General features: G+C 38.5%; 20 protein-coding genes. 11 read left to right on the top strand and 9 right to left on the bottom strand.

Translation table 11 applies throughout. The features are described 5' to 3' along the window. The first annotated feature begins 20 nt into the window (after positions 1–20). The 3 genes from VBD025_RS02495 (at position 21) to VBD025_RS02485 (ending at position 4,036) form a co-directional block, all read left to right on the top strand. Positions 21–1,433 carry a LysM peptidoglycan-binding domain-containing protein gene (locus VBD025_RS02495; protein ID WP_430788989.1) on the top strand — a complete coding sequence of 471 codons (1,413 nt, stop codon included), beginning with the start codon at positions 21–23 and terminating at the stop codon, positions 1,431–1,433. Between the two features lie 687 nt (positions 1,434–2,120). Then, positions 2,121–3,314, top strand: coding sequence for a class I SAM-dependent rRNA methyltransferase (locus tag VBD025_RS02490; RefSeq protein ID WP_430788987.1), 1,194 nt, complete (start codon positions 2,121–2,123; stop codon positions 3,312–3,314). Between the two features lie 56 nt (positions 3,315–3,370). Further along, positions 3,371–4,036 (top strand): HAD family hydrolase, encoded by a 666-nt coding sequence (locus VBD025_RS02485; protein ID WP_430788985.1) that lies wholly within the window; start codon positions 3,371–3,373, stop codon positions 4,034–4,036. Positions 4,037–4,063: 27 nt separating this feature from the next. Here the strand turns inward: VBD025_RS02485 and VBD025_RS02480 are convergent, their stop codons facing one another. After that, a complete protein-coding gene (locus tag VBD025_RS02480; RefSeq protein ID WP_430788983.1) occupies positions 4,064–5,737 on the bottom strand; it encodes a M20/M25/M40 family metallo-hydrolase in 1,674 nt (557 codons plus the stop codon). Positions 5,738–5,939: 202 nt separating this feature from the next. On the opposite strand from VBD025_RS02480, the gene VBD025_RS02475 reads away from it, so the two are divergent. After that, positions 5,940–6,986, top strand: a complete 1,047-nt coding sequence (locus VBD025_RS02475; protein WP_430788981.1) for a hypothetical protein — start codon at positions 5,940–5,942, stop codon at positions 6,984–6,986. 61 nt (positions 6,987–7,047) lie between these two features. Here the strand turns inward: VBD025_RS02475 and VBD025_RS02470 are convergent, their stop codons facing one another. From VBD025_RS02470 to VBD025_RS02455, 4 genes are all read right to left on the bottom strand, one after another. After that, the gene (locus VBD025_RS02470; RefSeq protein WP_430788979.1) at positions 7,048–8,628 is read right to left on the bottom strand and encodes a M4 family metallopeptidase; all 1,581 of its coding nucleotides are present in this window, start codon (positions 8,626–8,628) and stop codon (positions 7,048–7,050) included. 395 nt (positions 8,629–9,023) lie between these two features. Further along, the gene (locus VBD025_RS02465) at positions 9,024–9,464 is read right to left on the bottom strand and encodes a YaiI/YqxD family protein (RefSeq protein WP_430788977.1); all 441 of its coding nucleotides are present in this window, start codon (positions 9,462–9,464) and stop codon (positions 9,024–9,026) included. 16 nt (positions 9,465–9,480) lie between these two features. After that, positions 9,481–10,536, bottom strand: a complete 1,056-nt coding sequence (mnmH, locus tag VBD025_RS02460) for a tRNA 2-selenouridine(34) synthase MnmH (RefSeq protein ID WP_430788975.1) — start codon at positions 10,534–10,536, stop codon at positions 9,481–9,483. 311 nt (positions 10,537–10,847) lie between these two features. Continuing rightward, positions 10,848–11,792, bottom strand: coding sequence for an ATP-grasp domain-containing protein (locus VBD025_RS02455; protein ID WP_430791236.1), 945 nt, complete (start codon positions 11,790–11,792; stop codon positions 10,848–10,850). A gap of 201 nt (positions 11,793–11,993) precedes the next feature. Here VBD025_RS02455 and VBD025_RS02450 point away from each other — a divergent pair, with 201 nt between their 5' ends. From VBD025_RS02450 to VBD025_RS02440, 3 genes are read left to right on the top strand one after another with little or no spacing between them, the layout of a single operon-like run. After that, the gene (locus tag VBD025_RS02450) at positions 11,994–12,389 is read left to right on the top strand and encodes a GntR family transcriptional regulator (RefSeq protein ID WP_430788973.1); all 396 of its coding nucleotides are present in this window, start codon (positions 11,994–11,996) and stop codon (positions 12,387–12,389) included. Next, complete coding sequence (locus VBD025_RS02445; RefSeq protein WP_430788971.1) at positions 12,390–13,496, top strand: DUF1648 domain-containing protein; 1,107 nt, start codon at positions 12,390–12,392, stop codon at positions 13,494–13,496. It abuts the gene before it with no gap. Between the two features lie 8 nt (positions 13,497–13,504). Further along, complete coding sequence (locus VBD025_RS02440) at positions 13,505–13,996, top strand: GNAT family N-acetyltransferase (protein ID WP_430788969.1); 492 nt, start codon at positions 13,505–13,507, stop codon at positions 13,994–13,996. 125 nt (positions 13,997–14,121) lie between these two features. On the opposite strand, the gene VBD025_RS02435 is transcribed toward VBD025_RS02440, so the two are convergent. Beyond that, the gene (locus VBD025_RS02435) at positions 14,122–14,475 is read right to left on the bottom strand and encodes an ASCH domain-containing protein (RefSeq protein ID WP_430788967.1); all 354 of its coding nucleotides are present in this window, start codon (positions 14,473–14,475) and stop codon (positions 14,122–14,124) included. A 176-nt stretch (positions 14,476–14,651) separates the two neighbouring features. On the opposite strand from VBD025_RS02435, the gene VBD025_RS02430 reads away from it, so the two are divergent. Further along, positions 14,652–15,485 carry an STAS domain-containing protein gene (locus tag VBD025_RS02430; protein WP_430788965.1) on the top strand — a complete coding sequence of 278 codons (834 nt, stop codon included), beginning with the start codon at positions 14,652–14,654 and terminating at the stop codon, positions 15,483–15,485. A gap of 175 nt (positions 15,486–15,660) precedes the next feature. Then, on the top strand, positions 15,661–16,482 hold the full coding sequence (locus VBD025_RS02425; protein ID WP_430788963.1) for a squalene/phytoene synthase family protein: 822 nt from the start codon (positions 15,661–15,663) through the stop codon (positions 16,480–16,482). 184 nt (positions 16,483–16,666) lie between these two features. Here VBD025_RS02425 and VBD025_RS02420 read toward each other — a convergent pair whose 3' ends face one another. Together VBD025_RS02420 and VBD025_RS02415 are read right to left on the bottom strand one after the other, a co-directional pair. Continuing rightward, positions 16,667–16,852: a hypothetical protein gene (locus VBD025_RS02420; RefSeq protein WP_430788961.1), complete on the bottom strand. Its 186-nt coding sequence runs from the start codon at positions 16,850–16,852 to the stop codon at positions 16,667–16,669. 23 nt (positions 16,853–16,875) lie between these two features. Continuing rightward, entirely contained in the window at positions 16,876–17,295 is a 420-nt protein-coding gene (locus VBD025_RS02415; RefSeq protein WP_430788959.1) for a hypothetical protein, read from the bottom strand. 258 nt (positions 17,296–17,553) lie between these two features. Between VBD025_RS02415 and VBD025_RS02410 the strand changes: the two genes are divergently transcribed. Both VBD025_RS02410 and VBD025_RS02405 read left to right on the top strand, forming a co-directional pair. Continuing rightward, the gene (locus VBD025_RS02410) at positions 17,554–19,032 is read left to right on the top strand and encodes an MDR family MFS transporter (RefSeq protein ID WP_430788957.1); all 1,479 of its coding nucleotides are present in this window, start codon (positions 17,554–17,556) and stop codon (positions 19,030–19,032) included. An 82-nt stretch (positions 19,033–19,114) separates the two neighbouring features. After that, positions 19,115–19,852 (top strand): MerR family transcriptional regulator, encoded by a 738-nt coding sequence (locus tag VBD025_RS02405; RefSeq protein WP_430788955.1) that lies wholly within the window; start codon positions 19,115–19,117, stop codon positions 19,850–19,852. A 366-nt stretch (positions 19,853–20,218) separates the two neighbouring features. On the opposite strand, the gene VBD025_RS02400 is transcribed toward VBD025_RS02405, so the two are convergent. Then, entirely contained in the window at positions 20,219–20,884 is a 666-nt protein-coding gene (locus VBD025_RS02400) for a haloacid dehalogenase type II (protein ID WP_430788953.1), read from the bottom strand. Positions 20,885–20,888 lie beyond the last annotated feature (4 nt).

The raw sequence follows: 20,888 nt of genomic DNA, 5'->3' as shown, positions 1-20,888 counted from the left end.
ATAATTGGAGGGAGTAGTTTATGGAAATTCATGTGGTGCGGCGTGGTGAGACGTTATGGAGGATTGTACAGAATTATGGGGTGGATATAACGCAGGTAGTTTTAGTCAATGGGCTTGATAACCCTGATGTACTTGTTATTGGTCAATCCCTGGTTATTCCTGATCCGAAAAAAGAATATGTTGTAGTGCCAGGTGATCATTTGTGGGCGATTGCTCAGCGTTTTGGAGTACCTGTTTCTGAGTTGGCTCAGGCAAATAACATTACCAATCCGGCGTTAATTTTCGTTGGTGACTTACTCGTGCTGCCATATTCGATTCATGTCGTACAGGTAGGCGAATTTTTATGGGGAGTCGCACAGGAATACAACGTATCTGTAGATCAGATTGCTTCAGCGAATAATATTGCAAATCCATCCTACATTTATCCGGGGCAACGATTGCGAATTCCGGCACAAGATAAACCTGTAATTGAAGTAAACACGTATACGACACAATTAAACGAACAGGGAAGGAGAGAGGTATTAGCACTAGGAAGCAATTTTACTTATCTATCCCCATTTACTTACAGTTTTCAGGCAGATGGAACATTATCAGAGCTGCAGGATGCACAAGTTCTAGAAGCAGCGAGAGCAACAAATACAGCTCCTCTGCTTGTTTTAACGAACTTTACTGAAGGGTCTTTCAGTTCAGATTTAACTGCGACAATGCTCGGGAATCCTCAGTTACAGGAGACGTTAATCACCAATATTCTGGAGACTATTAGGGCAAAAGGTTATATGGGGATAAACGTTGATTTCGAATATGTTTATCCAGAGGATCGGGAAAATTATAATGCGTTTCTTCGTCGGCTTGTGGCACGATTGCGGCCAGAAGGACTGCTAGTGTCCACTGCGCTTGCACCAAAAGATACGGCTGATCAACAAGGTCTACTTTATGAAGCACATGATTATCAGGCGCACGGTGAAATCGTAGACTTCGTGGTGATTATGACGTATGAATGGGGATGGGCAGGTGGCAGACCATGGGCAATCGCTCCTATAAACGAGGTACGTGAAGTGCTTGATTATGCTGTAACTGAAATTCCGCCAGAGAAAATACTAATGGGTGTTCCGTTGTACGGACGGGATTGGAAAATTCCATGGCAAGATGGAACGCTGGCAAGAACAGTTAGTCCGCGTGAGGCCGTTCAGTTAGCTGCGACATACGGTGTCGATATCGAATATAATACGACTTATCAATCACCTTTTTACCGTTATACTGACGAAAACGGTCAGCAGCATGAAGTTTGGTTTGAAGATGCGAGAAGTATGCAGGCGAAATATGACACCGTTAAGGACTATGGATTGCGCGGCATCAGTTACTGGGTATTAGGCAATCCATTTCCAGAAAACTGGGCGGTATTAAACAATAATTTCACCGTTAAAAAGTTATAACTAAACTTTCGCTGACTGAAAAATATAGGTGCTCCCTAAAATAGTGGAATAAGCCCGCAATCGGTTGTAGGTTGACACAAAATCTCTATACTGCGAATTAACTTACCACACCGAAAAAAGGCGAAGTAACAGCAACGAGATTTCCGCGTATGGCAGTCGCGCACCTTAGGGCGGCTGGTGAGCCTCCTCTTGCTATAATCGCACTCCGGGGTCTCACCTATGCCTGTCCTCCCGCAGGAGTCGACTGCCATCCGCTCCAATCTCTAGACAAAATATGAATGTCGCAGATTTATTAACTGCCTCGCTGATAGCACGGCTATTCTATTTCTACATGCACTAGTTAAAGAAAAAACAATGACGTAAACTGCTATACCAGTCCGCAGCTATCCAGGACGGCAGCTTCAGAACCTCTATTTGATAATAAAGGTAATGTTAAAACGAGTTACTTCGTAGTTTCCATCAAATACGACAAAGTAATTAACAGCTCGTTTTAGGAATAGACTTATTTGTAATTTGTGTCAACTAACATATTTCAAGTGCTACAAAAAATGTAGTTTATTGCATTCATCAAAAATATCTATCTGCGAAAGTAGAGTTATAACAAACCATTTTTCAACTGACACCCCTATCTCTTTTACTTTTCAATGGAGAATGCGATAATAAAGAAAAAATTGATAGGATGAAAATATGTCAGCAATAACAGAATTAAACGTTAAAGCAAAGTATATAGCAGAATACAAAAAAGGGTTTCCGTTAGTTAATAAAGATACGATCTCGAATCCGAATTCACTTAAAGAAGAGGGAAGTATCTTTCATCTTGTAGATCAAACCGGTCAATTTATCGCAAAAGCTTATTATGGCGCCCAGAATAAAGGAATTGGCTGGGTATTGACGCACAATAAAGCAGAGAAGGTTGATTCTGTTTTTTTCAAAACAAGGATAGATGCCGCGCTCAATGCCAGGAAGTCGTTTTATCAAAAAGATGATACTACAGCGTTTCGGGTATTCAATGGTGAAGGTGATGGTATTGGCGGTTTTACGATTGACTTCTTTGACGGTTATTATTTAATTAACTGGTATAGCGAAGGCATTTACACGTTCAAAAAACATGTAATTCGTGCGCTTGAGGAGCTTTGTGAATATAACGCTATCTATGAAAAAAAACGTTTTGATACCAAAGGTCAATATATTGATGACGATGATTTTGTGCAGGGTACACGTGGTGAATTTCCGATAATCGTGAAGGAAAACGGGATGAACTATGCAGTATATTTGAATGATGGTGCAATGGTTGGCGTTTTTCTTGATCAACGCGAGGTAAGAAAAGCCATTCGTGATAACTATTCAAACGGTAAGAATGTGCTGAATACGTTTTCTTATACCGGAGCGTTTTCAGTAGGTGCTGCACTAGGTGGCGCAGTAAAAACAACTAATGTTGACTTAGCTAAGCGGAGTAAGAGTAAGACGATTGAACAGTTTAGTGTAAATGGGATTGACTATGAGCAGCAGGATATTAAGGTAATGGATGTATTTGAATACTTTAAGTACGCAAAGCGGAAAGAATTGAAATTTGATGTTGTCATTCTTGACCCACCAAGTTTTGCCCGTTCCAAAAAGCATACATTCAGTACATCTAAAGACTATCCGGCTCTTATCAAGGATACGATCGCCATTACGGAAAAAAATGGAGTTATTGTTGCATCTACCAATAATGCTTCGTTTGGTATGAGGAAATTTAAAGGATTTGTGGATAAAGCGTTTAAAGAAACACAAACCAAGTATAAAGTAGTAGAAGAATTCTCATTGCCTGCAGATTTCAAAACAAACCCAAGCTTCCCACAAGGCAACTATTTAAAAGTGTTAATCGTTGAAAAGAGATAACTCGGTACCAGGTACCACTCGGATTTTGTCGAAAAATGTTGAAGGGGCTGATTAACGTGATTAAGGCTGTGGTTTTTGACTTAGACGGCACGCTGCTTGATCGTGATCAGTCTGTTAAACATTTTATTAATCTTCAATATAGCCGCATGTTCGAAATCTTGAAACATATACCTAAAGAGGCATACGCAACTAGATTTATTGAACTTGATGACCATGGTTATGTCTGGAAGGATAAAGTATATCAGCAAATGGTGGAAGAATTTAAGATTGCACTGTCCTGGGAGTTGTTATTAGCCGACTATATTAGTGAGTTCAAACTTAGCTGTATACCTTTTCCTGGTTTAATCAACATGCTAAAATCACTCAAGCAGAATTCCTTCTCCCTTGGCATCATCACGAACGGGAGAAGTCAATTCCAGCTGGATAATATCACCGCTCTCGGTATTGAAAAATACTTCGATACAATACTTATTTCAGAGAGTGAAGGAATTAAAAAACCAGATCCGAAAATTTTCGAGAAAGCGTTAAGTCGACTCAACGTGCATCCACATGAAAGTATTTTTATAGGAGATCATCCTGAGAAGGACATCATGGCCGCTCGTACTATCGGCATGAAAACGATTTGGAAAAAGAATAACCAGTGGAATGACGCAGAGCCGGATTACAATATTGAAAGCTTAACCGATATACCATCTATTATAGAAAAAGGAGCTAATCAGTAGATAATGATTAGCTCCTTTTTGATGCTCTTATACTTTTTGACCAACAGCATGTAACATGCGTACAGTTGTCTCGCGAATAAGCGCAGGGAGTACTTCAAATGAATATGGTTTATATACACGCTCAGTCCACTTGTGTCCGTCTTTCCCATAAACGCCCATATTAATGGATGGGACGTTTAACGCTCGTATTTCATGAAAAGGAATGGGGTAAAGCCTATCAATTTCTGGGAAATTGTTTACAAGCGTTGCAATTTCTTCATCCGTTTCATGTAAAGAAAGGAAGCTTCCATCACCAAGGTATGGGAAAAATTTCTTGATAGAAAATTTTTCACCTGTTTTCTTTCCTGTATCATCAATTACTTCATGAACAAGCTGCAGAAGTTTTTTATTTTTCTCAATAGATTCATTCAAGAAATTATGTGGTAGATATGGCGGTGCATAAAAAATAATGACTCTGGGCTTTTTATCAGGATCTAATTGCTGAAGCTCTTCAGCAATTTTAAAGCAAAGCATTCGTTCATCGAGATAACTGTATTGTTCAGCAACCTCTCTTGAAACCACCTTAGGGTCCTGTCCCATATCTTCTAATTCTGAAATGAAATTCTCAAGGGTTGTTACTTCGATTGTCCATTTTTGACTGTTCACTTCCGGTAGATTACTTCTTTTTGCAAATTCTTTATACTGCTGTTCAGCCTTTTCTGAGATCTGTTCACATGCTTCTGTTGTTATTTTTTCAAGTTTATTCATTACCTCTTTTGCGGTAGATTCATAAATAAAATAATTAAAATACAAATAACTGCTCTTAGCTGTCTGTACATTGTACGCTGATTTTGTATCTTTTTGATACAGGCATGACGGCGGCAAAATCAGTTCACCTTCTATGTTCTCGGTTAGATCCAGGTTGTTATTAATTCGTCTGTTAATCTCTGATGATATAAGTGTCGGATCGATCCCGGAGAGTGTATTGCCTACATGTGTTTCTCGCCCGTAGATATAGAAACTTGGCAGCAGTTTTCCTGCAGATCCTGTGTAAATATACCGGTGCGGATCACCCTCATACATTGGAGTAATAAAATCTGTATTAATTGCTGCTGTAAATTCTAACTGTTTGTCTGTTTTTAATCGATTAATTTCTGGAATGGACGAAGTAATACCTTTATGCTGACTTTCTTCGTCAGGATTTGTCATAAATAAAATATTTCCCGGTAGTTCGTTAAGATGCTCTGAAAAATAAAGCAGGTTAGCAAGGTGAACGGCAATGCCGCTTTGCATATCAACAGAACCTCGGCCAAATAAATAGTCTCCAGAATGTGCATCCTTTTGAACATCCTGATTATATGGATATTCTTTAAAATAAGTTTCCATTGCATCTGAGTTTAAGGCATGCTGTTTCATATTCCCGAAGTCGTCAATACCAACAGTATCCATATGTGCATGATAGATAATCGTGTTATCCGATGAAGAGGGACCTTTTAATAGTGCAAAGACATTTTTACGGCCAAGCGGGTCGTTTGGGACATGCTGTTCCCACACGTCATGCGGGTTTGCTTTAAAATAAGGAAATGATACCAGCCATTGCTTCACGGCATTGGCTAAATCAACTTCCCCACTGGTCCCATTAACGCTTTCAACTTGGATGAGTTGGCGTGCTATATATTCTATTTGATGTGCTGCGTCCAGATGTTTTATTTGTTCGTACATAATGAATTCCCCCATTTTCAATATGAGTTTTTGACCATTCACATTATAGCAGACTAGATGATTAATTAATGTGATTCAACAATAGTCTTTTTATTTAAGGGTAGCTATAGCATGAAAAAGAAATTATTTTTACGCTTCAGAGTAACAAATGGTTGCTTTTAAACGTAATATAAATTACTATATAAAGTAAGGGGGCGATCAAATGGAAAATATTCGATTGAATGTTGCATTACTGCGGCGTCGAGTGCCAAATCTAACAAGCGCTGCTAAATCTGTCGGTTTGCGTCCAGCGACAGTATCAAATTTGTGTACAGGTAAAATACCTGTAGGAAGATCAGAGGTTCGAACACTAGTGGCTTTAGCGACGCTTGCAGAGTGCAGTTTGGATGAGTTAATTATTAGAGGGGAGACGGTTGACATGATTGAAACGAAAATCAAGACTTTGGATTTGTTTGCTCCAATTTCTAAAGGTGGAACAGTTGGATTGGTTTCCCGACCTGGAATGGGTCAGCTTGTAGTTATTTCAGAATTGTTTTATCGATTAAAAGAAGATGGGTTTGTAACCATTTTATTGAAACCGGATGGAGATAATCCGGAAATTAATGACATTTTAAACTATGTGGACATTGTAACTGCATCTATTGATGAAACGTACGAGAAAATGGCTGCTGTTGGAAAAGATAAAGAAATTGCTTTTGCTGCTGATCGAAGTCACGTTTTAACAGGAAAAGTATATGAACTGCAGGATCAGCTTGAAGCTATAGGTTTATCTAATGTCACAACGATGTTAGTGGATTTAAAAGGGGAAGTGGTTGACGAAGATCTGCCTTATGGACCGCTTGAAACGCTTTGGAGATTCGATGCTGATTTGTCAGTAAGGTATAAGTATCCAGCAATAAATCCTGTCTATTCAACATCTTCAGTTCTAGAGGGTGCACACGTTGATCAGAACCATTTTACAACACAGCAGCGGGCACAGAAGTTATTGCGCAGGTACCATGAATTACGTTCACTAGTAAATGTGAAGGGACTGGACAGTATACCTAAATCTGAACTCGTGACGTATAAACGCGGCGAACGACTAGAAGCATATTTGACTCAACCATTTTATGTTGCAGAGGAATTCACCGGTCAAAAAGGGGAGTCAGTTAATCTGAAGGATACAATAGAGGATGTTCGTAAAATTTTGGATGGAAGTGCAGATTCAAAAGAAGTAGAAGCGCTGACCTACATTGGAAAACTCATTTAACTAAGATTCGACAAAAAACAACAAAAACCGGGCGGTACCTGGTACCGTCCGGTTTTTTTAGTTAGTATACGCCGACATTGCTCCATGCTTGGGATACGGCATTTGCTGTTGACGCACCATACAGATCGTTTGCTGACTGTTCTAATGCTTCTCGTGCATAAGAGAAATCACTATTTGGTGTTAGGTAAACTGTTAACGCACGGTAATAAATATTTTGAGCTTTGGAAATCCCTAAGCTATTAATTGTATAATATGCTGCTTTGTTAGGGATACCACTGTTAATGTGTACGCCACCCCAATCACCTTCACGTGTAACAGGCAAATTTTGATACTCGTTCATGTGATCTGGCTGATTATAAGCATTTGGGTTAGACATCGAACGAAGTGCATCGCCGGATTGATAAGGTGTATATACATCTTCACCCATTAACCAATCCTCTGAATCTACGAAAAATCCAAATACGTCAGAGAATGACTCGTTTAATGCGCCGGACTGAGATTCGTAAATTAATCCTGCGGTAGTATCGGTTACTGCGTGTGTAAGCTCATGGGCAACCACATCGTTTGCTCCAGACAGGTAAGTAAATGTGGACCCGTCGCCATCACCGTAAATCATTTGATTTCCTGTCCATGCTGCGTTGTTATAGTTGTTGCCATAATGAACAGTAGAAACAATATCAGAACCTTGATTGTCGTAACTTACACGGCCAAATGTATTATAATAATAATCGAAAACTTGTCCAGCGTAATAATGCGCGTCTACTGCTGCTTTTTGTCGTTCACTATTGAACGTATTGCCGCTGTCTGTTACGTAATATCCAGGCAATGAGGAACCATTATAGTTATCAAAAGTTGCTATAACTCCATTCATTGATTTTGTTACGTCATATAAATAGTATGTGCTATTTGTATAGTAAGTATTTAATGATTTTGTATTACCTAACACGCCAGTCCCCGTTCCTGTCGCCTCATTTACAACATTCATAGACTGTAAAATTTCACCAGATTCAGCATTCACATATACTTGCCAGTTTGCTGGATAAGGCTCGGAAAACTGTAATTCTACATGGTAAGCTAACGTATATTCACCATCCTCTTCCAACACTACGAGATTACTAGTTTCGGTAAGTGTCTCGAAGTCACTGCCTTTTATAGATTTAATTTTTTGATCTGCCTCTTTACGACTTACATCAATGTGTTTCCAGGCATGATCAATTGCTTCATTTTTATTTAATTCACGTTGTTGTTTTAACTTTGAAGGTGCATCATTATGGAAGTTTCCATTTACTGATGTCACATTGCCGTGTTTATCCGTGTGCACAATAACCCTGGCATTGGCAACTGGAATATTTTCAACGACCGGCTGATAGGTGTAATGCTTCATACCGAGGTCGTCCTGTTCTACTTTTATAAATTGTAAATCTTTCTTAGAATCAATACCTAGTTCTTTCGCATTTTCTTTAAAAAATGCTTGTACAGCTTTCTTTGAAACTACATTTGGTGCCTGGAAGTTCTTTTTCACAAACTGAGGACCATTTACGCTTTTATCGATAGAAGTTCCTGTTTCGGCATGTGCAAGAGAACCTCCGGAGATGATGCTAGTACCTAAAACTAGTGACGCTACTAATGGTTTCCACTTCATAAAATTCCTCCTTGTTTTTTTCTGACTATTCAAATATAGCAAACAAATTCAAAATCTGACATAGTCTGATAGGTTTGTTTATTTCCTGGGAAATCTTATGTAGAATATGTTGGGCAAGTTAGAAAAAATTGGAAAATGTAGGTATTATTGGCTATTCTTGTCAAGAAAAGTTATAAAATAATGTATATTGACAAAATATGTAATTAAATATGTAGGAAGTGTTGTGATATCGACACAGATAGGGAGAGGGTCATCGTTTTAAAAATAAAGAAGGTAATCGAAGACAATATGGGTTGATAAAAAATATCGAAAGGATATTTTTTGGCAAAAATAAAGACCATCCCCAAGGGTATGATCTCTATTTTCTGCAAAACGTTTAGTTTGAATCTGGCATTCTAGTTAGTAATCTTTCGTAACAGCAGATCTTTGAACTTCCGTTGATCTTCTTCAGTAAACGCCTTGGGTCCTTTAGTGCGCTTGCCGCTTTTTCTAGCCATGGCACTCGTGTAACGGGTATGTAAAAGCTCGTCAATGTTTTCCTGGGTATATTCAAACCCTTTATGGTGCAGGACTATACATCCTTTACCTAGTGCAAGCGAAGCTAGGCCATAGTCCTGTGTAATAATAATATCGTCGCTTTTAGCAAGCTGCATGATGCGGAAATCTGCTGAATCTGCTCCAGTATCCACATACACAGTTTCGACACCAGCTGCTTCGTCACCATGTGAAAAGTGTGCGAAGCTCTTTACGAGTATGACAGGAATTTGTGCATCGGCAGCGATTGAAGTAACGCTGTCTTTTACTGGGCAAGCGTCAGCATCAATTAATATTGTCATGTGGTGTCACCTCAATCTACAAAAGTTTTTGCTGTTTCTTTGTTCTTTCTTTTATTAATTCCTGAATTTGACGAAAGGCATCATCAATTGAAGGAGCGTTAATCATAATTTTTTTATCTTCTGAATATCCCTCAGCTGCGTGCTCATAACGGGGGTCATAGTAATATTCAAGCAATAATTTAACTGCTGGTTTATAATCCTCGCTTAGTAAATAGTCGTGTATTTCTTTCGCGATTGGTGTATGAATTCGTTTTTTAATTAAGTTGAATGCTTCTATGAACTTTTCCGGAGAATTCCATGGCTGGTAATCCTCTATGATATTATTAACGCGTTCTTCTATCGGCAAATTAATAAAAATTTGAACTCCATTTTCTTTATGGTTATATAAAAATTCAGGAATTGTCACTTTACCAATTCGTTTACTTTCGCCTTCCATAAATAAGTAGGGAGCGTTTTGATGTTTCATTAGCTGATCTACTAATGTCGATTCAAATTTTTTCTGATTACTCGGTTTCAATCCAATTTGTCCAAAAATCGAGCCGCGATGGCTGGCCATGCCTTCTAAATCGAGTACTGGATAGCCGTTCTCGTTAAGCCTTTCCAAAAGAATGGTTTTACCTGATCCCGTATTACCATTTAATACATATGCTTTTGAGGTTAGTTCATAGTTTTCAAGCGTACGAACCACCCATTGTCGGTATGAGCGAATTCCGCCATTTAACCGGAACGCTTTATTTCCCATCAGCTCAAGAACAGTTGCTGCAGTTTTACTTCGCATTCCACCACGCCAGCAGAAGACAGTTTTCGATGTGTTTATTTGCTCAAATGTTTTGATGAACTCTGGAAGCTTTGCCGAAAAAATTTCCAGACCGCGTTCTTTGGCAGCTTTTGGTCCAACTTGTTTATAAATTGTTCCCACTTCGGCGCGTTCGTCGTTATTAAAAATTGGAATATTGATACTGCCTGGTATTGTAGCTTCTTCAAATTCTTTTGGTGAACGAACATCAATCATTGTATGGGTTTCTTTTTCTTTCAGTTCGAACAATCCTTCTAACGAAATATCGTGAACCATTCTTATTACCCCTTTTTTGCAATACATACTGTTCTAACAACATGTCCAGTATTGCCATTTATCCATTTATATAAAATTAATTTCGTTTCGGTGTATCTACAAGTTTATCATAATTTGAAAAGCAGGAGGCAAAAAAACCCACCTTCGAAGCAGAAGGGTGGGGTCAGAAGTGACTTATGGTCCGAAATAGGTGGATCATCCATCTCGCATCTTCGAATATACGTGGCGCACCTTAAGGCGAATGTCGAGCCTCTTACTTAGCGCAGGATAAGGATGGCTTCAGTACCCAATTTAATGCAGGGGATTCTTCTTTATTGGTAAACGTTACTTAATTGAGCACCTAGATATTTTGCGAGTTCAAGCATGCCGTACTTATCTGCCTGTGACTCAGCATCAGAATTGTAATTTGTATTTGTATTTACGTCATAGGTGAAAATGTCACCATTCTGATCATATATAAACTCAATGCCTGCTACTTGAATATCATTTTGTTTGAGGAAATCTTCATATTTTTTAATAATAGGATCATGAAAGTCCGGGACAATTTGAAATTTTGGCTTTTCTGAGCCTTCTTCTCCGGCAGGACAATATAAATCTTCTATTTTACAAGCATCAGCAGGGCATAGTTCAAACCCTTCTGAGGTATCAACCTGAACGGCGTAAACAAACTTTCCCCCAACGAATTCACAGCGAGTTATATACGGTTCAGGAGCTTTTATATATTCCTGGATAAGCGTGATGCCGTCAATTGATGGGTCGAAGGATGAACCTTCAAGATACTCTTGTAATGCTTCGACTGAATGGAACAACTGAACCCCAAGACCTTTTCCAGCGCGATTATGTTTTGTAATAAAAGAATCGACACCCAATTCTTCAGCAGCTTTGATCGTCTGTTCCTTCCCGACGGCCGCAACTGTCTTTGGTGTGCGCACACCGGCCGCTTCCAGAGCCATATACTGATTCACTTTGCTTACTTCCAGCCGTAATGCACGAGTTCCATTAACTACTTTACGACCATGGTGCTCAAGCCACGCTAATACTGCTTCCGTTAATTCGGGAGCAAACCTATGACCACGAGTATGGGAGGAGGCGCTGATCCGGTTATAGAAAACTCCTTCTGGAGGAGTGGAAGTTAAATCAATTGTTCCTTTATCTAAATGCCATTCTTCATAAGGTAGATTTAGTTCATCCAGTCGATTCGTTAAATGTACTGTCCATTCCTTATTTTCATGAATTACATACACTTTTTCTGTCATCATTAAAACCTCCCGATTGCGGTAGTAATCATTCATTCTAATTGATGAGAAAATTCTTATTTTAACGTTTATTTCTAGTAATCATAGCAGATCACTAGGGATTGTATCAATTTATTTGTTTCGAATTAATTTTGTTTTTATGTAATAACTGTTATATACTTAATATAACAAACATACATTCAATTAAGAGGGTGGTTCAATTTGTATATAAATCTTGATTTTGAAGCAACAGAACCTATATACACACAATTAAAAAATCAAATTATTGCAGGAATAGCAAAAAAAGAGATTGTGCCAGGTGAAGGTTTACCATCCGTCAGATCAATGGCAGCCGATATTGGAATCAACCTTCATACGGTCAATAAAGCGTACCAGCAGTTAAAACAGGAAGGGTTTATTCTTATTCACAGGCAAAAAGGTGTAGTGGTAAATCCTGAAGGTGTAGCCATTGCTAATGAAGCTTATATTTCAAATTTAAAGAACAAATTACATCCAATTATTGCGGAATCAATTTGCCGGGATGTCAGAGAAGATGAATTTATAGAGCTATGCAGGGAAGTCTTCCATAGTTTTAGTAAAAGTGAAGGAGAGAGGTAAATGAATAGTACGATGATTTTTTTACTGGTAGTAATTTTAATTCCCGTGTATATTTCACTTATGTTTATTCCGTTTTGGACAAGAAAGACAGAAAGCTTTGGTGTTTCCATACCTGAAGAAATATACCACAGTACTAAACTGCATTCGATGAGAAAGCAGTATGCGACTCTTACTGGAATATGGAGCATCATTATTACCGTTATATTTCTAAGTGCAGGTACTTATTTTAAAGACGAGGAAATAATTAGTATCCTTTTTTCTATTATTATTGGGATATTTATTATAGGCAGCTTTTTTATATACCTTAAATTTCACCGGGAAATGAAATCGTTGAAAAAGGAAGAAAATTGGGCAGGGATAAGAGTGCAAGTAACGGTTATAGATACAAAGTTTCGTGACCAGAAGCTGATATATTCCAATCTGTGGTTTATTGTCTCTTTTATTATTGCTTTTGTTTCTATTTATATAACCTTTACTTATTACGATCAAATTCCAGAAAGAGTTCCAATGCAATACGACTTCGAAGGAAATGTAACCAATTGGGCGGATAAATCGTACCGTTCCCTTTTAGTTATGCCAGTCATGCAGGTTTATTTAACGTTACTTTTTCTATTTATTAACACAATGATAGGTAAAGTAAAACAACAAGTAAGTGCTGCTAATCCTGAAGATTCGATGCGAAAAAATGTTATCTTCAGACGAAGGTGGTCAGCATATATAATTATTACAGGTATCGCAATAGCAATCTTGTTTTGTATTATTCAATTATCCTTTGTTTTTCCAATTAATCAGCAGGTCTTAATCATAGCGCCGCTAGTTCTTGGGATTGGTGTAACTGTCGGGGCAGTTTTTCTGTCGATTACTACAGGTCAGGGTGGAAGCAGAGTTAAGATATCCGATGGCGGCAACGGGAGTGTAATCGATCGGGATGACGACCAATACTGGAAGCTTGGGGTGTTTTACTATAATAAAAATGACCCTTCCATATTTTTAGAAAAACGTTTTGGGGTGGGATGGACCAATAACTGGGCACATCCGTTATCATGGGTTTTTATTATCGTAATAATTGCAGGAGCAGTCGGAATACCATTTTTACTAGGAGAGTAGGTAATGCAATGATTTTAATAGATGAGATGAAGAAGAAGGATGCAGAACAGGTATTGGAAATATTTCAAGAGGGAATTGATACAAGGAACGCGACCTTCGAGACAACGACGCCTGAATGGGAAGTTTGGGATCGTGATCATATATCAACTTGCCGGTTAGTTGCACGTGAATATAACGACGTAATTGGCTGGGCAGCATTAACCCCTAAATCAAGCAGAAAAGCGTATGCTGGGGTAGCAGAAGTCAGTATATATTTACGGCTCGCAAGTGCTGGCAAAGGTTTGGGCAGCAGACTTCTAGAAGAAATAATTAAAGAAAGTGAAAATCATGGTTTTTGGACATTGAAGTCAGGGATTTTCCCTGAAAATAAAACCAGTCTCGCATTACATGAAAAGTATGGATTCAGGGTTCTTGGGACCGAAGAACGGATTGGAAAACTGGACGGTGTGTGGCGTGATGTTGTACAAATGGAACGACGAAGCAATGTTGCTGGTCTCTGAGGGGAAACATTTATAAGCGTCTAATAGAAATAATCCGAACGGACCCCAAATGGATCGTTCGGATTAGAATTTAATTAAAGTATTGGTGTCATGCCTCTTCATTAATAATTATGCATCAAGTTCTATTAATTCTTGTTAACTGGTGCAAACTCATGAACCCATACTTCCATCTTCGATAACCAAGGCATGCCTGGATGATTCGAGAGAATGGAATGTTTATATTCTTCAACAGTGTCGTAGCCTTCTTGGTTAGCTTCCTTATCAGTTAGCTCACCAAGGGTTTGTTTATAAACGTTTGTCACTTCAAAATGCTTGTCATCAAGGTTCATGATTTCTCCAACATCAGCGTATCTGCCATTCCGGCGGGTAGCCGTCTTTTGACCGTTTAAGACTTTTTTAATGTCCTGTGGAACTGTTATTAACCTCTCGATTGAACATGTTTTTGGAGCCAGTTCATAATTTTTATCTTGTCCCGTCACTTAAATCCCACCTTTAATTCTTTATTGTTACCGTTAGTCTAATATATATGAAAGAAAATGTCACATATTGCGCAGCTTCAGAAAACGCAGCATGCCTTAAAATCCTTATGTGTATATAAACGGTATATGTAGTATAATATAATTGGTTAGAATACCCTATGTAAGGTGGGCTCAAAATGTCGTTGAATAATCAATCGATAGTTGAAGAGGTTAGGTTTGTGGGAAATAAAATAGAAGAAATGAAGTACGATATTTCACGTGAAATGGTAGTAGATAAGAAAAATGATACAGAAGAAGGTTTAGAGATTCGTGCTGAAATTATCCATATTATTGCAGATTCATTTGCAATGGAACCAGAAAATGCCACAAATCGAATTGCAGCTTGGGGCAAGAAGACAGGGGAACTAGCGATTAGATATGGTGTTGCATTAGATGAATCACTTAAAAGTACATCTAATGTGCGACAAATTATATGGAAAAATATTGAGCTGATTGGAAAGACTAACAAATTGTCAACGGAAGCTATTTTTGAGTTAATTCGTAAAATTGATCCACTATTGGACCATGCAGTTTACACTTACAGTAATGCATATGTTAAATCATATAAAGAAGTATTGGATGAAGCGCAGGAAAAATTCTTAACCTTGTCTGCTCCAGTTGTCCCGATTCTGGATGGATTTGCAGTATTACCAATTATTGGTGGGATTGACACGGACCGGGCTGATGTTTTACTGCAAACAGCATTGCGCGAATCGGCGAAACGTGATTTATCGCATTTATTTATTGATTTATCAGGTGTTGCAGTTGTTGATACGATGGTGGCACATTATATTTTTAAAATAATTCAATCACTGGAATTAGTGGGAGTAGAAGCTGTTTTAGCTGGAATTCGTCCGGAAGTTGCCCAGACAATGGTAACATTAGGTATTAACTTTACGGAGGTAAATACATTTAGTTCGATGCAGCAGGCGTTGTCTAAATATATTTCGACCGAAAATCTACTTAAATAAAGCGACATGCGAAGCTATTCAATTAAGTTTACCTTAGTTGGATAGCTTTTTTCACATGAGAGAATATAAATCCAGTAATTTGAGAAAAACTAGCGATAGTGCTTGCAATATATATATTATCGGTAATATTTGTTATACTTAACTATACCTCGTAGTTTACGAAGGAGGATAAAAGTTGAGAAACGGAACAAAGTTGCAAAAAGAAGCAATGCAAATATTAAAACTTACAAGCAGAACATTCTACATACCGATTAGTTTATTGAAACCTGTACTAAAAGATACAGTTGGTTCAGCTTATTTGTGTATGCGGGCCATCGATGAAATTGAAGATCATGAAATGCTGGACGCGAAGATTAAACAGAATTTACTTCAATCTGTCAGTATTCTTTTAAAAGATAATGAATTTGATAATAATGCATACCTTGAGTTAGTGGACCCTTATAAAGAGCAATTACCAGAAGTAACGATGCGCTTAGGTGATTGGGTTACATTTTGTCCAGACGAAATTGTTGGTAAAATAAAAGAATCCACTAGTATTATGGCTTCTGGAATGGCAAAATGGGTCGAAAAAGATTGGGAAATAAAAACTAAAGAAGACCTGGATGATTATACTTACTATGTTGCAGGACTGGTCGGGGTTATGCTTTCAGATATATGGAATTGGTATGATGGTACGGAAACAGATAGGGACCTCGCAATTGCATATGGACGCGGTTTGCAGATAGTAAATATTTTACGCAATCAAGAAGAGGATAAAGAGCGCGGAGTTAGTTTTGTACCTGACAGCTGGACCAGAGAAGATTTATTTGTTTACACAGAAAAGAATTTAGCGCTGGCTGATGAATACATGAAGGATATCAAAAACCGTAATATTCTTTTGTTTTGCAGGATTCCTTTAGCACTCGCAAAGCGAACGCTTAAAGCGTTAAAAGGTGGACGGGAAAAAATTTCACGCAATGAAGTGGAAACGATAGTCGAAGATATCAAACATGAATAGATTGCAGGAAAGTACAGTTCCGAGAGCAACAGAGCTGTGCTTTTTTTAACAGATAAGAAAGTATATATTCTTTCTTGCTGCATAAGTGCAACTAAAGTTTGGCGATAATCCAAGTTTTCTAATACGTAAGTAGTAAAACTCGACATTCGCTAGTAAAGACGAAGCGAATGCCGAGTTTTTTAAACTATTTTCTGATTAATGCTCTAACACCAAGGTATAACAAGACCAACCCAAACACAATAATTGCTATCCCGCCAATGATGTCAAAAAAACTTGCTATATCAGCTGAAATTAAAGTGGAAGTTGGCAGGTTCGCAAGTGCGAAACCAGCTAGTATACAAGCTAAATAAAGATATACTGCATGTTGCATTCTTTTTTCCTCCAATCCTTAGTTTAATAACATTGAAATGATTGAATTCTGTTTAAATCTATTCCGAAATAGACCCATCTAAAACCAGTCCATCTGTATCCGGCTATAGATTGTCTGCCGACAAAAACCGGGAAAAACCAAAAAGCATCACGATTTAACCAAACGTAGGTGAAACGGAATAAACAACCTCGGATACCACCAGGGTCTACAGCGTACGTTTGGAATTGCTGCTGCGATGGTGTGAAAGATGGAGGTGGAGTAGTTGGGGGACCTCCGGATTGTCCGTCACCGGGTGGTGGTCCAGGCGGTCCGCCCCCCGGCCCTCCTGGCCCACCCGGACCGCCAGGTTGCCCGCCTCCTGGAAATCCAGGGAATAATCCAGAAAATAAATCTGGTAAGTTGAACTGCCTTTGGTCACCGTTAAAACGCTTATGATTGTTCATGATAAACTCCTCCTTTTTACGCCCTCATTTTAATATATGGAGATTTGTCTAGATTGGGAATATTTTTTTCATCATGATTGAACCGATTAGTAAAATTATAGTGATATAATAAAGGAACGTTTATTCGGTTTGTGGTCATTCCCTTCCATCATGAAAATGTGAAAAAGGAGATATAATAACGCTAAAGTGTAAACTGAAATAAACGGAACTCGAACGATAATAAATTTAATGTATATATAAAGAAGGGGAAATAGCAGCATGAATGATGATACAGAAGAAAAGAAATATGAATATCTTGCGGATGATCCAAATGGTAAAGTAATGCCAATTATGATTTCATTAATTATTGGTGCCTTTTTCGCAATTTTGAACGAAACATTACTAAATATTGCACTCACCACATTGATGGAAGAATTTACGATATCAGTTACGACTGTCCAGTGGATGGCGACAGGATTTATGCTTGTAATGGGTATTGTTATTCCAGTTTCCGCCGTATTAATGCAATGGTTTACAACGCGGCAGATGTTTTTAGGTACAATGACTGTATTTACAATTGGAACTATTATCTGTGCGACTGCACCGACTTTTTCTATACTACTTGGTGGGCGGTTACTGCAGGCAATAGGTACTGGATTATTGATTCCAATTATTTTCAATACCTTTCTTTTAATTTATCCACCACGCAGACGTGGTGCTGTGATGGGTATGGTGGGACTTGTTATTATGTTTGCTCCGGCAATCGGTCCAACTTTATCTGGGATTATTGTTGAACATTTGGGCTGGAGGTATTTATTTATAACTGTAATTCCTTTTGCCATTTTTTCTATAGCATTCGCGTATAAGTACTTAATTAACGTGTCCGAAGTTACAAAGCCAAAAGTGGATATACTATCAATTATATTTTCAACTATTGGATTTGGCGGAGTTGTATTTGGCTTCAGTTCAGCTGGTGGAAGCGAGGATGGGTTTCTCAGTCCAGTTGCCTTCATGCCGATAGTTATTGGGATTATCGCATTGACGTTATTTTCGTTTAGACAGTTTAAGCTTAAAGAGCCTTTACTTGATCTTAGGGTATTTAAATTTCCTATGTATACGCTTGGAATCGTTATGTTTCTTATTATTATCATGGCGATGTTTGCGTCCGAGATTATATTACCAATCTATATGCAGGGACCGCTAGCCTTAACGGCAGCTACTGCAGGTTTGATTTTATTGCCGGGAAGTTTATTGAATGGGTTATTATCCCCTGTTATGGGAAAGCTTTTTGATAAAGTCGGACCAAGACTTTTAATGATTCCTGCGAGCATTCTGCTATGTATAACAATGTTTGTAATGACTAAACTGGATATGAATACCTCTATTTGGGTAATTGTTGTCAGTTATATTCTGCTGATGATATCCGTCTCGGCAATCATGATGCCTGCTGAAACGAATGGACTTAATCAGTTGCCAAAAAAACTTTATCCACACGGGACTGCAGTGATGACAACATTACAGCCGGTGGCAGGAGCAATCGGTGTATCTGCTTTTATAAGTATAATGAACGCCAGAAAAAACAGTGTTCTGGATAACGCCTCAACGCCGACCGACCCACTCGAAATAAGTAAAGCGATGGTTTCAGGTGTTGAGCTGGTTTACCTGATCGCATTAGGATTTACAATAATTGCTTTGGTGGTCTCGTTTTTTGTATACCGGGCAGAACCACCAGAGGGAGAAAAAGGTGAAACTCATTAATTAATGGGTTTCATTTTTTTTCTTCTTGACCCTAACGTTACGTGATAGCTTATAGTACTAATGGAAGGGAGGTTTGTAGTTAATGAAAGTTAAAGAAGTGGCTGATCTAGTTGGCATTAGTGTGCGCACACTGCATCATTACGATGAAATAGGATTATTATCTCCTGAAGATACAACTGAGTCAGGTTACCGCTTATATTCGAAAAAAAACCTAGCGACCTTGCAGCAAATATTATTCTTTAAAGAACTGGGCTTCCCTTTGAAGAAGATAAAAGAAATTATGGCCAGTCCAACGTTCAATCGAACGGAAGCTCTAGAGGTGCAACGAAATATGCTCTTAGAAAAACGGCGCAGAATGGACGACATGATTAGAATGATTACCAACACAATTAAAAACACGAAAGGGGAATTAATCATGAGTGAAAAGGAAAAATTTGAAGGTTTTGATTTCAGCAGTAATCCTTATGAAGAAGAAGCAAGGGATCGTTGGGGCGACGAGGCAGTTAATGAATCAAATGAAAAGATAGGCCACATGTCAAAAAAGCAGCAAGCTGCTCTTGGGGAAGAATTTGATAAGATATATAAGAATTTGGCTGATTTACGTGCTCTCTCTCCTGAATCAGACGAAGCACAGGAAGGCATCGAGGAATGGTTTGTTTATTTGAATAAGCTCGGCAATTATTCGCTGGATGCTTTCAAAGGACTTGGGCAAATGTATGTGGACGATGAAAGGTTTACCAAAAATATCGATAAGTATGGTGAGGGTTTAGCGTTGTTTATGCGTGATGCAATGGCGGTGTATGCTGATAAGCGGAAATAGTTTTGTGGTGGTTTCCTTGTGAAACTGCAGTGGTTATTGTACAAAATAAGTGGATCTATCATCGCATCTTCGAATATACGGAGCGCACCTTAGGGCACGGCTTCAGCTTCCTTGCCCCGGCAAGGGGTATGCCAACGTTGTCCGCAAAGGACGGGTTTAGTTGGCCATCCTTTAAAAAACCGCTTTCCTGCTTAGATCTTCAGCTCGCGCTGTTCCCGCAGGAGTCTTCGTATATTCGATGATGCTAGGTGATGGTGAAAAATTAATTTTTTTAATCTATCATTTTTCCAGTGATCTCAATTGCGGACTCCGGAGTATCGATTCCTTCCCCGGTGAAGGAGGATTTGTCTGTCCATTAGTACAAATCTACTTCCATTCGAGAATCCCTGTTAAGTCACTGTAATTTCGGTCTGGTTCTAGGTTGAGACTTTCAACAGGCAGTCCATTTCGGTTAATCCATGCTGTATGAAACCCAAAGTTTTTAGCTCCTGAGATGTCCCAACCATTTGAGGACATAAACAGCACTTCTTTAGGTGTCACATTTAGTATTTTTGCTGCATATTCGTAAGAAGTCGGCGAAGGTTTAAATGATTTAATTTCGTCTGCACTTATGATCTTATTGAAACTATTTCGGAGTGGTGAGCCATCAATTAACGGGTCTAGCATGTCATGTGAACCATTTGAAAATACGGCAAGTTGTTTATTTTCGAGTTTCTCTAAAACGTCTTTAGCTTCTTCATAGACAGATAGCTCGAGGTAGGCATTCACCAGGGCATCTTTCGTAGTGGAATTTAGCTTTTCCCCGTGACTTGTCACAGCGTATGTCAGCGCGTCTTTTGTAATGGAGAAAAAGGTCTCATAGTTACCCATGATCTCTCTTAGATTAGCATATTCCAACTGTTTTTTTCTCCATGTCTGACTGATGCTGTCCCCTTTTCCAGGGAAAAATTCATTGCATTTCTTTACGACAGAGTGCACGTCAAACAATGTTCCATAAGCGTCAAATACAAATGCTTTTATAGTAGTTTCCATATAT

This window comes from Virgibacillus flavescens (assembly GCF_050574275.1).
GTDB lineage: Bacteria > Bacillota > Bacilli > Bacillales > Amphibacillaceae > Virgibacillus_F > Virgibacillus_F flavescens.
Note: the sequence above shows the minus strand (reverse complement) of the source record. Positions and strands in the feature narration are given on the sequence as shown.

Bases quoted from the DNA above. Each gene is read 5' to 3' on its own strand.
- VBD025_RS02495 (WP_430788989.1), top strand. From the start codon at position 21: ATGGAAATTCATGTGGTGCGGCGTGGTGAGACGTTATGGAGGATTGTA.
- VBD025_RS02490 (WP_430788987.1), top strand. From the start codon at position 2,121: ATGTCAGCAATAACAGAATTAAACGTTAAAGCAAAGTATATAGCAGAA.
- VBD025_RS02480 (WP_430788983.1), bottom strand. From the start codon at position 5,737: ATGTACGAACAAATAAAACATCTGGACGCAGCACATCAAATAGAATAT.
- VBD025_RS02475 (WP_430788981.1), top strand. From the start codon at position 5,940: ATGGAAAATATTCGATTGAATGTTGCATTACTGCGGCGTCGAGTGCCA.
- VBD025_RS02470 (WP_430788979.1), bottom strand. From the start codon at position 8,628: ATGAAGTGGAAACCATTAGTAGCGTCACTAGTTTTAGGTACTAGCATC.
- VBD025_RS02465 (WP_430788977.1), bottom strand. From the start codon at position 9,464: ATGACAATATTAATTGATGCTGACGCTTGCCCAGTAAAAGACAGCGTT.
- mnmH (WP_430788975.1), bottom strand. From the start codon at position 10,536: ATGGTTCACGATATTTCGTTAGAAGGATTGTTCGAACTGAAAGAAAAA.
- VBD025_RS02455 (WP_430791236.1), bottom strand. From the start codon at position 11,792: ATGACAGAAAAAGTGTATGTAATTCATGAAAATAAGGAATGGACAGTA.
- VBD025_RS02445 (WP_430788971.1), top strand. From the start codon at position 12,390: ATGAATAGTACGATGATTTTTTTACTGGTAGTAATTTTAATTCCCGTG.
- VBD025_RS02440 (WP_430788969.1), top strand. From the start codon at position 13,505: ATGATTTTAATAGATGAGATGAAGAAGAAGGATGCAGAACAGGTATTG.
- VBD025_RS02430 (WP_430788965.1), top strand. From the start codon at position 14,652: ATGTCGTTGAATAATCAATCGATAGTTGAAGAGGTTAGGTTTGTGGGA.
- VBD025_RS02420 (WP_430788961.1), bottom strand. From the start codon at position 16,852: ATGCAACATGCAGTATATCTTTATTTAGCTTGTATACTAGCTGGTTTC.
- VBD025_RS02415 (WP_430788959.1), bottom strand. From the start codon at position 17,295: ATGAACAATCATAAGCGTTTTAACGGTGACCAAAGGCAGTTCAACTTA.
- VBD025_RS02410 (WP_430788957.1), top strand. From the start codon at position 17,554: ATGAATGATGATACAGAAGAAAAGAAATATGAATATCTTGCGGATGAT.
- VBD025_RS02405 (WP_430788955.1), top strand. From the start codon at position 19,115: ATGAAAGTTAAAGAAGTGGCTGATCTAGTTGGCATTAGTGTGCGCACA.
- VBD025_RS02400 (WP_430788953.1), bottom strand. From the start codon at position 20,884: ATGGAAACTACTATAAAAGCATTTGTATTTGACGCTTATGGAACATTG.